Source organism: Patiriisocius hiemis, assembly GCF_031846325.1.
Taxonomy (GTDB): domain Bacteria; phylum Bacteroidota; class Bacteroidia; order Flavobacteriales; family Flavobacteriaceae; genus Patiriisocius_A; species Patiriisocius_A hiemis.
The window spans coordinates 1-15,050 of sequence record NZ_JAVRHZ010000009.1 but is presented as its reverse complement, the minus strand read 5'-3'; the positions used below and the strand labels follow the sequence as shown (position 1 = coordinate 15,050).

At 34.4% G+C, this 15,050-nt stretch carries 14 protein-coding genes; 8 read left to right on the top strand and 6 right to left on the bottom strand.

The window, feature by feature from the left end:
* Positions 1-20 precede the first annotated feature (20 nt).
* Positions 21-1,370 (top strand): Trk system potassium transporter TrkA, encoded by a 1,350-nt coding sequence (gene trkA, locus RM538_RS12545; protein WP_311333790.1) that lies wholly within the window; start codon positions 21-23, stop codon positions 1,368-1,370.
* Positions 1,370-2,875 (top strand): TrkH family potassium uptake protein, encoded by a 1,506-nt coding sequence (locus RM538_RS12540; RefSeq protein WP_311333789.1) that lies wholly within the window; start codon positions 1,370-1,372, stop codon positions 2,873-2,875. Before trkA ends, RM538_RS12540 begins: the two co-directional genes overlap by 1 nt.
* Positions 2,876-2,880: 5 nt before the next feature.
* On the opposite strand, the gene purT is transcribed toward RM538_RS12540, so the two are convergent.
* Genes purT through RM538_RS12525 form a run of 3 tightly spaced genes read right to left on the bottom strand, consistent with a single transcriptional unit; the run spans position 2,881 to position 6,345 of the window.
* Positions 2,881-4,044 carry a formate-dependent phosphoribosylglycinamide formyltransferase gene (purT, locus tag RM538_RS12535; protein WP_311333788.1) on the bottom strand — a complete coding sequence of 388 codons (1,164 nt, stop codon included), beginning with the start codon at positions 4,042-4,044 and terminating at the stop codon, positions 2,881-2,883.
* 8 nt (positions 4,045-4,052) lie between these two features.
* Entirely contained in the window at positions 4,053-5,243 is a 1,191-nt protein-coding gene (locus RM538_RS12530; protein WP_311333787.1) for a pyridoxal phosphate-dependent aminotransferase, read from the bottom strand.
* Between the two features lies 1 nt (position 5,244).
* Positions 5,245-6,345: a fatty acid desaturase family protein gene (locus RM538_RS12525; protein ID WP_311333786.1), complete on the bottom strand. Its 1,101-nt coding sequence runs from the start codon at positions 6,343-6,345 to the stop codon at positions 5,245-5,247.
* 126 nt (positions 6,346-6,471) lie between these two features.
* Here RM538_RS12525 and rsmG point away from each other — a divergent pair, with 126 nt between their 5' ends.
* The gene (gene rsmG / locus RM538_RS12520) at positions 6,472-7,101 is read left to right on the top strand and encodes a 16S rRNA (guanine(527)-N(7))-methyltransferase RsmG (protein ID WP_311333785.1); all 630 of its coding nucleotides are present in this window, start codon (positions 6,472-6,474) and stop codon (positions 7,099-7,101) included.
* On the opposite strand, the gene coaD is transcribed toward rsmG, so the two are convergent.
* Positions 7,102-7,539 carry a pantetheine-phosphate adenylyltransferase gene (gene coaD, locus RM538_RS12515; RefSeq protein ID WP_311333784.1) on the bottom strand — a complete coding sequence of 146 codons (438 nt, stop codon included), beginning with the start codon at positions 7,537-7,539 and terminating at the stop codon, positions 7,102-7,104.
* A gap of 114 nt (positions 7,540-7,653) precedes the next feature.
* Positions 7,654-8,631: a D-alanine--D-alanine ligase gene (locus tag RM538_RS12510; RefSeq protein ID WP_311333783.1), complete on the bottom strand. Its 978-nt coding sequence runs from the start codon at positions 8,629-8,631 to the stop codon at positions 7,654-7,656.
* A gap of 96 nt (positions 8,632-8,727) precedes the next feature.
* On the opposite strand from RM538_RS12510, the gene RM538_RS12505 reads away from it, so the two are divergent.
* Positions 8,728-9,342, top strand: coding sequence for a PASTA domain-containing protein (locus tag RM538_RS12505; protein ID WP_311333782.1), 615 nt, complete (start codon positions 8,728-8,730; stop codon positions 9,340-9,342).
* Positions 9,329-10,372, top strand: a complete 1,044-nt coding sequence (locus RM538_RS12500) for an RluA family pseudouridine synthase (protein WP_311333781.1) — start codon at positions 9,329-9,331, stop codon at positions 10,370-10,372. Before RM538_RS12505 ends, RM538_RS12500 begins: the two co-directional genes overlap by 14 nt.
* Positions 10,373-10,374: 2 nt before the next feature.
* On the opposite strand, the gene RM538_RS12495 is transcribed toward RM538_RS12500, so the two are convergent.
* Positions 10,375-12,132, bottom strand: a complete 1,758-nt coding sequence (locus tag RM538_RS12495; RefSeq protein ID WP_311333780.1) for a T9SS type A sorting domain-containing protein — start codon at positions 12,130-12,132, stop codon at positions 10,375-10,377.
* A gap of 164 nt (positions 12,133-12,296) precedes the next feature.
* Between RM538_RS12495 and yaaA the strand changes: the two genes are divergently transcribed.
* The 3 genes from yaaA to RM538_RS12480 all read left to right on the top strand — a co-directional run.
* Complete coding sequence (gene yaaA / locus RM538_RS12490; protein WP_311333779.1) at positions 12,297-13,058, top strand: peroxide stress protein YaaA; 762 nt, start codon at positions 12,297-12,299, stop codon at positions 13,056-13,058.
* Positions 13,058-13,732, top strand: coding sequence for a uracil-DNA glycosylase family protein (locus RM538_RS12485; protein ID WP_311333778.1), 675 nt, complete (start codon positions 13,058-13,060; stop codon positions 13,730-13,732). Before yaaA ends, RM538_RS12485 begins: the two co-directional genes overlap by 1 nt.
* A 208-nt stretch (positions 13,733-13,940) precedes the next feature.
* Positions 13,941-15,050: proprotein convertase P-domain-containing protein (locus RM538_RS12480; protein WP_311333777.1), on the top strand; the 1,110-nt coding region annotated here is incomplete at its 3' end.

Below are 15,050 nucleotides of genomic sequence, written 5' to 3'. Positions count from 1 at the left end.
TTATCAAATATCATTTACAGATGAAAATTATTATTGCCGGTGCCGGTGAGGTAGGATTTCATTTAGCAAAACTCCTTTCTTTCGAGTCCCAAGATATTACACTAATAGATCCAGACAGAGAATCTCTAGCGAGTGCAGATAGTCATTTGGATATTAGGGTTATTAAAGGTGACGCAACATCTATAGCTGTTTTAAAAGAGGCAAAAGTTGACGATACAGATCTTGTAGTGGCTGTTACTTCTAGTGAGACTACAAATATTACTGTTTGTGTATTAGCAAAACAATTAGGAGCTGCAAAGACTATTGCCAGAATTTCTAATACAGAGTTTATAGAAAACAAAGATGAAGTTGGATTTACAAAGTTTGGAATTGATGAACTTATTTCTCCAGAATCACTTGCCGCTAATGAAATTGAGCTGCTCCTAAACCAAAGTGCATTTAATGACACATATGAGTTTGATGATGGAGCTTTAACAATGATAGGTCTTTCTCTTTCACGCACAACAGCCTTTGTAGGAAAAACAGTTAGTGAGGTTGGAGAAGTTTATCCAGATTTAAAATATATGCCTATTGCCATACAGCGATATGGTACTCAATATACTATAATACCTAGAGGAGATACACTTTTTAAAGAAGGAGATCAAGTATATTTTACAACTACAAGTGATGGAGTTGATCAAATATATGAACTTAGCGGAAAGGTTAGAGAAGAAATTAAAAATGTAATGATTCTCGGTGGAAGTAAAATTGGCTGTAAGACAGCAAAAGATTTATGTAAAAATAAATTTAATGTAAAACTTGTTGAAAGCGATAAAGAGAAAGCCTACGAAATCGCAGATGATAATCCAAGGTGTCTCGTAATAAATGGAGATGGAAGAAATGTAGATTTGTTACAAGAAGAATCTATACAGGATATGGACGCTTTTATATCTGTAACTGGTAATAGTGAAACAAACATAATGTCTTGTTTGGTAGCTAAGTCAAAAGGAGTGAAAAAAGCTATCGCTCTGGTTGAAAACATGGATTATTTTCAATTATCACAATCTATAGGAATAGATACTTTGATTAATAAAAAATTACTAGCTGCAAATAACATCTTTAGATATGTAAGAAAAGGAGAAGTTGTAGCTATGACTAAGCTTAATAATATGAATGTTGAGTTACTAGAGTTTTTGGTTTCTCAGGATTCTATGGTCTGTAATGAAATAATAAGGGAGATTGATTTTCCTAGATCTGCAATTATTGGTGGTGTAATTAGAAACAATGAAGGGATTATTGCTTTAGGAGATTTTAGAATTCAAAGTGGTGATAGGATAGTTGTTTGTTGTCTTCCTCAATCTATTGCCAAAGTAGAAAAACTGTTTGTTTAATGCGATCAGTACTTCATTTAAATTATAAAATCATAGCCCATATCATGGGCTTATTGCTTACAGTTAATGGTGGCTTTATGTTATTGTCAACCTTAGTAAGTTTGATTTATGATGATGGAGTAGTGTTACAAATGCTAAGCTCTGGTCTAGTTGCTTTAGGTGTAGGTGGTGCAATTATGCTTTTAACAAAGAAGCATAAAAAAGAAATTCAGAAACGAGAAGGGTACATTATAGTTGCCTTTGGGTGGCTTGTTATGGCACTTACCGGAACATTACCCTATCTTATTACTCAGACTATCCCTGAGTTTACTAATGCTTTTTTTGAAACTATGAGCGGTTATACTACTACGGGCGCAACTGTAGTTAGTAATATCGAAGCACTTCCTGAGGGAATATTGTTTTGGAGAAGTATTACACATTGGATTGGTGGTATGGGAATTATTGTACTGGCAGTTGCTATTCTTCCATTATTAGGAATAGGAGGGATGCAATTATTTGCTGCCGAAGCTCCAGGCCCTGGAGGAGATAAATTACATCCAAGAATTACAGATACTGCTAAACGTCTTTGGCTCATTTATGTTGGGTACACAGTTATTGAAACTGTTTTGCTAAAGGTTGCTGGAATGTCCTTTTTTGATGCTGTAAATCACTCGTTAAGTACGTTAAGTACTGGAGGGTTCTCAACAAAGAACGATAGCATTGCTCATTGGAATGACACCCCAATTATTCAGTACATCATTATAGTGTTTATGTTCTTAGCAGGGACTAATTTTGTCTTGAGTTATTTTGCTTTTAAGGGACGTTTTAAAAAGATTATAAAAGATGAAGAGTTTAAATTATACGCTGGTTTTATTATTGGGCTTTCAATAATAGCTGCTTTAATTATATACTTTCAGGCTGATGTTTCGAAGTCTACAATAGCGCATCCTTTGGTTTGGGGAGAATTTGAAAGCGCGGTAAGGCATGGCTTATTTCAAGTATTGGCAATTGCTACCACTACAGGATTTGTCTCTGCAGACTATACACTTTGGACACCATTTTTAACAATTTTCTTTTTTGGATTAATGTTTCTGGGCGGCTCATCTGGCTCTACTTCTGGTGGGGTTAAAGTGGTGCGTCATTTAATTATGATAAAAAACGGAATTTTAGAATTTAAACGTACCCTTCACCCTCATGCAATCTTACCTGTTCGTTATAACCGTAAAGCGGTGCAACAACCAATAGTGTATAATATATTAGGCTTTTTTATTTTGTATATGCTCTCTTTTATTATGGGTGTATTAGTGTTTTCTTGGTTAGGACTAGATTATAAAACTTCCTTAGGAGGAGCGGCGGCAACTTTAGGTAATGTTGGTCCTGCGTTAGGAGATTTAGGGCCTGTAGATAATTTTGGAAACTTACCCGGCTTGGCAAAGTGGTGGGCCTCTTTTTTAATGCTAATAGGGCGTCTAGAACTCTTTACGGTACTAATATTATTTACGCCTTTCTTTTGGAGGAATAGGTAATTAAATTAAGATAAAACTTTTACTTTACATGCCAAGTTTTTTGCCCTTTCAGTAATTTCAGAAATATCTTTATCAAGATTTCCATAGGTAACAACAACACCCATTCTTCGGTAAGGACGGGAGGTTGGTTTACCAAATAACCTAAAATCGCTTTTAGGGGCAGCAGCTACCTTTTCAATACCATAAAAGTTAGGGTTTTCTGAAAAATCATTTGCTAATATTACCGCAGAAGCTCCTTTGCGTTCTAATGTAATTTCTGGTATTGGAAGTCCAATAACAGCTCGAAGGTGTAACTCAAACTCATTAAAATTTTGAGTATTGGCAAGTGTTACCATTCCTGTATCGTGAGGCCTAGGTGATAATTCTGAGAAATAAACCCCTTCATTACCTACAAAAAATTCTATACCCCAAATACCTGCACCGCCTAAGGCTTCGGTAACTTTTGCAGCCATATCTTTTGCGGCTTCTAAGTGGTTAGTTTTCATCGTTGCAGGTTGCCAACTTTCTTGGTAGTCGCCTCGTTCTTGCCTATGTCCTATTGGGGGGCAAAATAATGTCTCACCTTCTCTTTGGGTGACGGTAAGTAGCGTGATTTCATAGTTAAAATTTACAAAGCTTTCTACAATTACTTCGGCTACATCTCCTCGTGAACCTTCTTGACTATAGTTCCAGGCTTTTTCTATATCTGCTTGAGACTTAATGGTGCTTTGCCCTTTTCCGCTTGAAGACATCAAGGGTTTTACAACACAGGGCATTCCAATTTCTTCAACCGCTTTTTTTAGTTCGGTTGCTGAGGTGGCATAGCGATAGTGTGCTGTTTTTAACCCTAATTCTTTTGAAGCTAAGTCACGTATAGCTTTACGATTCATAGTGTAGTTAGCTGCTTTTGCAGAGGGTACCACAGTATAGCCTTGTTTTTCGTACTCATAAAAACGTTCGGTTCTTATAGCTTCAATCTCTGGTACAATGTAATCTGGATTGTATTTTTTTACTACAGCATCAAGTGCATCTCCATCTAGCATATTAATCACTTCCCATTCGTGTGCTACTTGCATCGCTGGAGCATTTTCATAGCTGTCAATTGCAATTACTTTTTGACTAAGTCGCTGCGCAGCGATTACAAATTCTTTTCCTAATTCACCTGCTCCAAGAAGTAGTATAGTTGCCATTGTATTTCTTAATTTGAAACAGCTTTTTTAATACGTTGTATAGCTTCTTTGATATTATCTTCGGAAGCTGCATAGGAGATACGTATGCAATTAGGGTCCCCAAAAGCTTCTCCTGTTACAGTTGCGACATTGGCTTCTTCTAATAAGTATAATGAAAAATCTGAAGCTGTATTAATATGTTTTCCGCGTAATGTCTTTCCGAAGAAAAAAGAAATATCTGGAAAAACATAAAAGGCGCCTTCTGGTTCATTAGTTTTAAAACCTTCAATATCGCTTAGTAGCCCTAAAATAAGTTTCCTTCTATTTTTAAAGGCATCTATCATGTATTGTATTTTACTAGGCGGATTAGATAATGCAGTAATAGTTGCTTGTTGCGCAATACAGTTAGCTCCACTTGTTACTTGTCCTTGCATTTTATTACACGCTCTTGCAATCCACTCTGGTGCTCCAATGTAACCAATTCGCCAGCCTGTCATGGAGTAGGCTTTAGAGACACCATTAACCACAACAGTACGGTCATACATATCCTCAAAACTTGCCATTGAAACATGCTTTCCAGTAAAATTAATGTGCTCGTAAATTTCATCACTTACCACTATAATATCAGGGTAATTAACAAGTACATCTGCAAGTGATCTCAATTCTTTTTTACTATAAACAGACCCGCTTGGGTTACAAGGGGAACTGTAAATAATCATTTTTGTCTTAGGAGTAATAGCGGCTTTTAGTTCTTCTGCGGTAATTTTAAAATCGTTTTCTATGGACGTTCTAATTTCTTTTGGAACTCCTCCAGCGACCTTACTAATGTCACTATAACTCACCCAATATGGTGCTGGTAGCAAGACTTCGTCTCCTTCATTAAGAAGTACTTGTGCTAGATTGTAAAGTGATTGTTTGGCACCTGTAGAAACTACAATTTGAGAAGGTTTATATGTTAGCCCGTTGTCACGATTAAATTTTGTTATAATAGCTTGCTTTAAGTCTCCATAACCATCTACAGGGGTGTAGGAGTGAAAATCATTATTTACTGCTTCTATTGCTGCCTTTTTAACAAATTCTGGAATTGTGAAATCTGGTTCTCCTAAGCTGAGCCCTATTATGTCTTTACCTTCTTCTCTTAATTCTCTAGCCTTTGCTGCCATAGCTAGGGTAGCTGAGGTAGCCATTTTGTTAATACGGTTGGAAAGTTTTGGATTCATTCTAAGCAGTTAATTGAGGTTGCATCCCCATTTGTTTTAAATATTTAAAATGCGCTATAATAGCTTTTCTAGTTGTTTTGTATTCGTGATATGGTAAATTGAATTCACTTGCAGTTTCTCTTACAATCTTAGAAATACGCGTGTAATGAACGTGACTTATGTTAGGAAAAATATGATGCTCTACTTGATGGTTTAGCCCACCTGTAAACCAGTTCATAATTCTGTTTTTTGTTGAAAAATTTACGGTTGTAAATAATTGATGTATTGCCCAAGTATTTTTCATTGTTCCTGTTTCATCTGGAAGTGGCATGTCTGTATCTTCAACAACATGAGCCAATTGAAACACGATACTTAAAATTAAGCCAGCTACATAATGCATAATAAAGAAACCAATTAATATTTTCCACCAAGCGATTTCAAAAAATAAAATTGGAATTACAATCCATATACTAACATAAATTATTTTAGTTATAATTAGTGTACTCCATTGATTAATTGGCTTAGGCAGTTTGCCGTATGACAACTTCTTTTTTAAATACCGTCTAGTTTGCTTGAAGTCTGCTGTAAGCATCCAATTAAACGTTAGTAACCCATAGAGAAAAACACTATAGTAGTGTTGAAACTTATGAAAACGATACCATTTTGCGTGTTTTGAAAAACGAATAATCCTACCGGCATCTAAATCTTCGTCATGACCATGAATATTTGTGTAGGTGTGGTGTAGTACATTATGTTGTACTTGCCAGTTGTATACATTTCCGGCTAGAATGTAAATACTACTTCCAAGAATTTTATTAATCCATTTTTTTGAAGAATAGGAGCCATGATTTGCATCGTGCATTACGTTCATCCCAACACCAGCCATTCCAATTCCCATAATTATTGTGCACAATACTTGTAGCCAAGTAGGTACATTAAGTGTAAGAAGTAAAAAATAAGGAGCTAAATACAAAGAAAACATTACAATAGTCTTGAGATGCAATTTCCAGTTTCCAGTACGTTGTATTTTATTTTCTTTGAAGTAACTATTAACACGTTTGTTTAATGTTCTAAAGAACTTAGCTGAGTCTACTCTAGAGAATTTTATTTGTTTTGAATCCACAGTATTTGGGTTTATAGGGATATTCCAAAATAGGAATTTGTAAAAATAAACATCTCCTTTTTAAAAGTGCTAAGAAGACTCATAAATTTATTATCAAATTGATACTTTTGCTGTTTATAAACTACTATGGAAATACTTTTAAAATACTTCCCTGATCTTACAGAAGTACAAATAACTCAGTTTAAAAAGCTTCAAGAGCTTTATAAGGATTGGAATTTAAAAATAAACGTAGTTTCAAGAAAGGATATTGATGAACTATATGTAAGACATGTTCTACATTCATTAGCAATTGCAAAAGTTTTGACTTTCATGCCTAACTCAAAAGTTCTTGATGTAGGTACCGGAGGTGGTTTTCCAGGTATTCCTCTAGCTATTTTGTTTCCTGAAGTAAAGTTTCATTTAGTAGATAGTATAGGAAAAAAAATTAAAGTAGTAAATGAAGTTGTAGATGGTTTAGAAATCACAAATGTTACAGCAATTAATGCTAGAGTAGAAACTGTAGATGAACAATATGACTTTATTGTAAGTAGAGCAGTAGCACAAATGGATACTTTTTTACATTGGGTAAAAAACAAGGTTGCCAAAAAAAGTAAACACGAATTAAAAAACGGAATCTTATACTTAAAAGGGGGAGATTTAAGAGAGGAATTAAAACAATTTCCTAAAGCAACTATTTATCCATTACCAGACATTTTTGAAGAAGATTTTTTTGAAACAAAAACAGTAGTACATCTTCCCTTAAAGTATAAGCCCTAGTTACGGTACTAAACTACTATAGTCACCATTATTTCTTGCAATATCTCTTACTATTGAGGAGGAAATATAACTAAACTCTGGGCTAGATATAATAAAAATACTATCTACACCATTTACTTTTTGATTGGCTTGTGCTATGGTTTGTTCGTAGGTAAAATCTTGTGAGTTTCTAAGGCCTCTTAATATAAATTGTGCATTCTCTTTTTTGCAAAAACGTGCAGTAAGTCCCGTATATGTTTTTACTAGAACAGCATCATGGTTGCTAAAGGTTTTTTCGATACGTTCTTTACGTTCCTCTAATGACCACATATATTTTTTAGCAGCATTAGATCCTATGGCAATAATAATTTCATCAAAAAGCGGTAATGCTCTTTCAATAATATCTTTATGCCCTAGTGTAAAGGGGTCAAAGCTACCGGGAAAAATGGCTCGTTTCATATATTTCTGCCTTTAGATTCTACTTAAGATAAACTTTAGTAGCGTTCTCTCTTTAATTTAAAGTACAATTAATAATGATACTAAGTTACTAATAAAAGTTTAGTTGTTTGTTTATTACGATAGTGTATTATTAATAAGAATTTCAAAAAAAGAGGAAAGTGTCATCCCTGCATGACGCACTTGTTTAGGTATAATACTTTCAGAAGAAAGTCCGGGCGCAGTATTTATTTCTATAAAGTAAGGAATACCATTTTGTAATATAAACTCACTTCTGGCAACTCCTTTTAAGTTGAGTAAAGCATGAATTTTCTTTGCTTCTGTTTGCACTCTTTTTGTTTCTTCATCTGAAATTCTAGCTGGTGTGATTTCTTGTGATTGCCCTAAATATTTTGCCTCGTAGTCAAAAAACTCGTTTTCAGAAACTATTTCAGTAGGTGCAAATACAAAAATAGTGTCGTTTTTAGTATAGGTTCCAATGGAAACTTCGGTTCCAATAAGTGCAGTCTCAATAAGTACTTCATGGTCTTCCTTAAAGGCTTTTTCTATGGCAGGTGCAAGCTCTTCAATAATATTCACCTTTGAGATTCCAAAACTAGAACCAGACCTATTGGGCTTTACAAAGCAGGGAAGTCCAACAATTTTTATAATTTCTTCAGTTTTTATTGTGATTCCTTTATTTATATAATAAGAGTTTGCACATTTAATTCCGAAGTTTTTTAAAACCGAAAGACAATCTCTTTTATTAAAGCTCAAAGCAGCTTCATATAAATTAGCACTTGTTTGCGGTATTTTAAGAAGTGTGAGGTAAGCGGCTAAATAGCCATCTTCTCCTGGAGTACCATGAATTGTGTTAAAAACAACATCTGGTCTAATGGTTTCAGTAGGAGTAGTGAAACTAAAATCTGCTTTGTTTATGGGATATTTTTCGGTATTGTTAATAACTGCATCCCATCCAGTTTCAAGAATATGGATAGGGTAAATAGTGTAGTTTGAATTTTGTAATGCTTCGCAGACTATGCTGCCGCTCTCAAGCGATATTTTATATTCGCTTCCGTAGCCCCCCATGACTACAAACACATTTTTTTTGCTCATAACAAAACCTGTTTATCAACGTTAACAAAAATATCACTAATGTTGTGAAAGATACTAACTTTAGGTTTTATATTTTTGCATCGTAACTATCAACAAATGACTTTTTTTAAATTCCTCACAACAAAAACTTTTTTAAAGCAGCTTTTATATGCTGTTGTCGTTTTAATTATCTTAAGTTTTATAGTATTGTGGTGGTTAAAAAGTACCACAAACCATGGGCAGCAAATAGAAGTACCTAATCTTTCTAAACTTTCACTAGACAAAGTTGAAGAAGTATTAGATGAAAGAGATTTGAAGTATGAGATCTTAGACTCTGCAAATTATAACCCTGAATACCCGAAATACTCAGTTATCGAACAAGTCCCTAAGGCAGGTAATTTTGTCAAAGAGGACAGAAAAATATATATTGCTCTTAACCCTTCTGGCTATGCAAAAATTAAAGTCCCTAGTGTTTTAGGTAAAACACTTAGGCAAGCAGAGCCAACTCTTTTAGCTACAGGTTTTAAAATTGGTAAAGTAAGTAAGCGACCTCACATTAGTGACCAAGTCCTAGAAATGCGCTACAAAGGAGAAAGACTAGAAGTTGGGACAGAATTGCAAAAAACTTCGGTTATAGACTTAATAGTGGGTGATGGATCATTAAATAGGGTACAAGAAGTGAGTAATGATGGTGAAGGAAATTCTGAAAATGATGCTGATGAGTCAAACTAATTCTTCTGAAAATTTGGATAACACCAGCGATGACCTCTATGAGCATTATAAATTTGTAGCAGATAAAGGGCAACAGCCACTTCGTGTAGACAAATATCTAATGAACAAGGTTGAAAACGCAACTCGAAATAAAATCCAAAAAGCAGCTAAAGACGGTAATATATTTGTAAATGATATTGCTGTAAAATCAAGCTACAAAGTAAAGGGGAACGATATTGTTACTGTGCTTTTTGAGCATCCTCCCTACGAACATTTATTGGTTCCGGAAGATATCCCAATTAATATAGTTTATGAAGATGATGATGTTCTAGTAGTAAACAAACCAGCTGGAATGGTTGTGCATCCTGGGCATGGAAATTATAGTGGGACTTTAATTAATGCCCTTACTTTTCATTTTAAAAATTTACCAAATAATAGTAGTAATCGTCCTGGATTAGTACATCGTATAGACAAGGATACAAGTGGTCTTTTGGTGATAGCAAAGACTGAAGAAGCTATGACCCATTTGTCGAGACAGTTTTTTAATAAAACAACTCAACGAGAATATATAGCGCTTGTTTGGGGAAATGTTGAAGCTGATGAAGGTACTGTTGAAGGTCATATTGGTAGACATCCTAAAAATAGACTACAAAACACCGTTTTTCTCGGAGACGAAGCAGAGCTTAAGGGAAAGCCAGCTGTTACTCATTATAAAGTAATTGAAAGATTAGGATATGTTACTTTAGTTTCATGCAAATTAGAGACTGGACGCACACATCAAATACGTGTACATATGAAACACATAGGACACACACTTTTTAATGACGAACGATACGGAGGAGAAAAAATATTAAAAGGAACCACTTTTAGTAAGTATAAACAATTTGTTGAGAATTGTTTTAAGGTACTTCCAAGACAGGCTTTACATGCACGAACATTAGGATTTGTACAACCCAAAACAGGAGAGTTTTTAAAATTTGAAGCCCCTATACCAAAAGATATAGAGGCTTGTTTGATGAAATGGCGAAACTATTCAAAACACGCTATGTGATTTTAGCGTTTTAGCCATTTTAAAACTGTTTTGTTTTTACTTTCTGTGTCTTCTATACTTATGAAGTATATTCCAGATGAAATTGAATTAAAGTTATAACTCTTAGTTCCAGTTTCTAGTAAACTAGTTTTTTCAGAAAAGAGAATTTTTCCATCCATTGTAAGAACGCTAAGAGTTGCATTTTCTAATGAAATTTCTGAATTAATTTTTAATATTCCTGATGATGGGTTAGGTGAAATTGAAATATTATTTGTTAGAATATTTTCTGAAACTTCTAAAATTTCTTCATCTCCTAAAAGGCCATCTCTACTATTATCTCCTTTATACCCGTTTCTTAATATCTTAGCGGTATTATATGGTACGTTAAGATTATAAGTGCTTACGTAACTAGAATCTATACCAGCTCCAAAGGTTTGAGTATATGAGTTGGCAGTAAGATCCATAAGTCCGTCGTTATCTACATCACCAAGGACTGCTCCGTTTAGAAATGTAAAACCTCTAGGGCGTAATGGGAAACCATCGATTTCTCCACTTCCGTCTAGAGAATACGCGTGGATATAGCCAAAACCATCCATATCTGTAAGTGTGCTTGAAAATATAATATCATATACATTATCGTTATTTACATCTGCAATGGTTAAAACTCCTTCATTTCCTCCATATTTTTCAATAGGAAAATTAGGTAAATTGTTGGCGTCTGGATCAAGCCCATAGATTGTAGGTAATGGTGTTCCATCATTGCTTGTGTTTCTATCTGCCATAAAAATCTCATATGTTCCATCTTCTTCAATATCTACAACAGTAGGAGGAGAGTATGTCCATCCAGAAGTGGCAACTGGCCAACCTGGATAATAAGTAGCATCATTTTTTAGGACATAAAAGCCAGGAGCATCGCCATGATTACTTCCTATTATTTCAAGGTTTTCATCATTGTCTAAATCTGCTAATATGGGAGATTGATATGAGTATTTTACATTAGGATCTGCTAAGGGAAATCCTGTGTGTAAGTTTCCATTAGCATCATATACATAAAGGCCTGTAGATGAGGTTGCAATAACTACATCCTTTACTCCGTCATTATCGATATCTCCTATAGAAGGTGTAAATGCAGGAGTTGCGTTAAATTGAATTGGCCAGTTACTGTTTATTGGAGTAGCGTCCATTTTTAAAGCATGAACAAACCCAATAGTACTACTTTCTCTTTGGCAAGTAATAACATCCAAAAAATTATCTCCATCTAAATCTGCTAAAACAGGAGCGTTAATCATCCACTTATCGTTAAAGTTTAAAGGCCATCCAGGTAGGTCTGTTCCTTGGTTGTCCATAAGATACACTCTCCCTACCGTTGTAGGGTATCCAGTATTTAATGCAATTTCTACTTCGCCATCACCATCCATATCCATTACAGTTGGAGGTAGTAGTATAGGTCCTAAAACAGTTTTTTGCCATAAAATATCTCCGTTGCCATCTATTACATATAGCTCTGTGTCGATACCATATAAAATTTCTTCAATACCATCATTATTCACATCTGCAATAGTAACGCCTCTTGAGTTTTTAATTGCTGGATTAGCGGGTTCTCCAAAGCTAAATAGTAAGTCTGTTGATGATTTGTTTTGATTAGAAGATTCAGAAGGTAATAAAACTGTTTCTACTCTTATTGTACCGTCTTCTAGTAAAGTTGCTTTTTTCCCTATTTCATTTTGAGCGTTTGTTAAAATTGCGAAAAAGATTAGGGCTAAGGTTAAATTGTTTTTCATATTAGTTGGTTTTCCGTAAATGTATTGATCAGGTATTCTTTATTTTGTTAAACAAATATTAAAAATATAATACCATAGATATTTAACACTTTTCAATAAATTTTTTTAATGTAAATGTTAATGACAAATTGTATTTCTTAATTAGCTTTGTAGAAAATCATGTTATGAAAATAGTAGTATCTCCCGCCAAATCACTAGATTTTGAAAGTTCTTTGCCAACTAATAGAGGCACACAACCTATATTTATTGAGCAAGCAAAAAAGATTAATAACAAGCTTGAAAAAAAATCTAAAAAAGCAATTGGAGAATTAATGTCTATAAGTGACAAACTTGCACAGTTAAATTACCAACGGTATAAAGATTTTTCTACCCCATTTACAAAACAAAATGCAAGACCAGCTGTTTATGCTTTTTCTGGTGACGTATATCAAGGTTTAGATGCTTATAACATTTCTTCTGAAAAAATTGATGACTTAAATAACACCTTGCGCATTTTATCTGGAATGTATGGAGTTTTAAAACCTTTAGACTTAATCCAGCCGTATCGATTAGAGATGGGAACAAGTCTTAAAGTAGGTAGAAAAAATAATTTGTATGAATTTTGGGGCGATACTGTAACAGAAGCTATTAATAAAGAATTAGAAGAGGGTGAGCTTTTTGTTAACCTTGCAAGTCAAGAGTACTTTAAAGTAATTAATACTAAAAAACTTAAAACCGAAGTAATTGCTCCTGTTTTTAAAGATTTTAAGAATGGTAAGCTTAAAATTATTTCATTTTTTGCAAAAAAGGCAAGAGGAAGCATGTCGAGGTATTGTATAGATACAGGCGCTACAACATTAGATGATATTATGGGCTTTGATTATGATGGGTATCGTTTTTCAGAAAAATACACCGAAAAAGAAAACGAGCCGGTTTTTGTAAGGTAATGTTTTTACACACCCACCCGTATCCACCTTATATTCCTAAAAATGCTACAAAGCTTATTGTGGGTACTTTACCACCCCCAAGGTTTACTACAGGCGAGTTAAACTCTAAGGACGTTGATTTTTGTTATGGAAGTAGTAATGGGTTGCTCTGGCCTATTTTAAATAAAATTTTTGAGCTTGACTTATTGTACGAAGATTCTAAAATAGCAATCAAACAACGTAAAGATTTTTTAAATCAGCATGGTATCGGGGTTTGCGACATTGTTTCGGTAGCAAAACGTAAAAAAATAGATGCTTCAGACTTGGGAATGCAGAATGTAGTATTGCGAGATATGATTGCAATATTAAAAGAAAACCCAAAAATTGATACTTTATTATTTATGGGAGGAAATAGTAAAAATGGTCCTGAGTATTTTTTTAGGAGACACCTTAAAATCTATAACTTAAAGTTAGAAATTGTTTCGGACATAGTTCCTAGAATTCATAGAGTAAAACTCCCATCTTCAAAAAGAATTATTACTACAGTTTCATTAACCGCCCCAAGTGGTGCAGCAAATAGAGCTATTGGGAGTATGGACGAATATAAACTTCAAAAACAGAAAAACTTAAATTACACAACCTTAGATTTTAGAATTGCCCAATACGCTCCATTTTTAGGGAAGGATAACAATTAAAGTTTCTTTAACATTTTAATGTGCTACAGTTTATTTAACAAGATTTCAGTTTTTGTCTTATTAAATTATACGTGTAAACACTTATATGGCTTTGCTAGTCTAAGTTTGTTCAAATTTTCATCTTTTATTTTTTTAAGTTTATTGAACTTGTTTTGTAAGAATTATTACTTATATTCGTTTTTTATTAACTAAAATTTAATATTAAATTATGAAAAAAATTACTTTTATTTTAATGGCATTAATGGTCACCTCTTTTACGTGGCAGCTTAATGCACAAAGTGGTACGATATCCGCCAGTTCTATAGATCCTGCTGCAAGTTGGGCAGACGGAACCACCGGTGCAGCTGTTGCTTCTCTAACGGCTGATGTTTCTGGAATTCCAGCTAATGCAATTGTAGAGGATGTAAACTTATTATTAGAAGTTGACCATAGTTGGACTGGAGATATGGATGTTACTCTAGTAAGCCCTGATGGAAATACAGTTCTAGTTGTAGATAATGTATGTGCAAATGATTCAAACTTTAACGTTACCTTAGATGATGAAAGTGCAAATCCTTTAACATGTGGTGGTTACGATACGGCAGTTTCAAATTCTGAAACATGCCCTTCTGATTATTTAATCGATGCTACATTATCAGGAGATATGCAAGCATCAAATCTTTTAAGTGCACTAGATGGTGATCTTGCATCTGGTACATGGACTGTAAATATTGATGATAATGTTGGTGGCGACGGGGGTTGTTTTCATGGGTTTACCGTAACAGTAGATTGGGCAGTACCACCTCCATGTGCTCCAGACAATCCACAACCTATTAACGACTTTACTCCAGTAAGTTCTGTAATAAATGTTGCAGGTATGGGTGTAGTTGGCGCAATGACAGACCAAAACACATTTACCTCATTACTAGTAGAAGCACAACATGACAGAGTTGGTGATTTAGTGATGACATTAACCTCTCCTGCTGGAACAGTATTAGAGTTATCTTCTAATAACGGTGATGCAGATGGTCTTGACATTCAAGATACTATCTCATTTGTAGATGGGCAACCTAATATTACTACTTGGGTAGGTGGTGCTCCAGATGCTGCTGGATATGAAGCTGAAGGTGGTAGCCTAATGGCTACGTTTGCTGGTGAGCCTATTGCTGGTGACTGGACACTTACAATTGAAGATGGTGGTTTAGGAGATGAAGGTACTCTAGAAAACTTCTGTTTAGAATTTACAAACAATGGAGTAGTTGGAACACCTCCTACTATTTCTTGTCCTGCAGATGTTACAATCACTACCGATGATGATGGAGCTGGAGATTGTACAGCG

Coding starts and splice junctions, on each gene's coding strand:
- RM538_RS12530 (WP_311333787.1), bottom strand. CDS start 5,243: ATGAATCCAAAACTTTCCAACCGTATTAACAAAATGGCTACCTCAGCT.
- rsmG (WP_311333785.1), top strand. CDS start 6,472: ATGGAAATACTTTTAAAATACTTCCCTGATCTTACAGAAGTACAAATA.
- RM538_RS12510 (WP_311333783.1), bottom strand. CDS start 8,631: ATGAGCAAAAAAAATGTGTTTGTAGTCATGGGGGGCTACGGAAGCGAA.
- coaD (WP_311333784.1), bottom strand. CDS start 7,539: ATGAAACGAGCCATTTTTCCCGGTAGCTTTGACCCCTTTACACTAGGG.
- RM538_RS12500 (WP_311333781.1), top strand. CDS start 9,329: ATGAGTCAAACTAATTCTTCTGAAAATTTGGATAACACCAGCGATGAC.
- yaaA (WP_311333779.1), top strand. CDS start 12,297: ATGAAAATAGTAGTATCTCCCGCCAAATCACTAGATTTTGAAAGTTCT.
- RM538_RS12505 (WP_311333782.1), top strand. CDS start 8,728: ATGACTTTTTTTAAATTCCTCACAACAAAAACTTTTTTAAAGCAGCTT.
- RM538_RS12495 (WP_311333780.1), bottom strand. CDS start 12,132: ATGAAAAACAATTTAACCTTAGCCCTAATCTTTTTCGCAATTTTAACA.
- purT (WP_311333788.1), bottom strand. CDS start 4,044: ATGGCAACTATACTACTTCTTGGAGCAGGTGAATTAGGAAAAGAATTT.
- trkA (WP_311333790.1), top strand. CDS start 21: ATGAAAATTATTATTGCCGGTGCCGGTGAGGTAGGATTTCATTTAGCA.
- RM538_RS12485 (WP_311333778.1), top strand. CDS start 13,058: ATGTTTTTACACACCCACCCGTATCCACCTTATATTCCTAAAAATGCT.
- RM538_RS12540 (WP_311333789.1), top strand. CDS start 1,370: ATGCGATCAGTACTTCATTTAAATTATAAAATCATAGCCCATATCATG.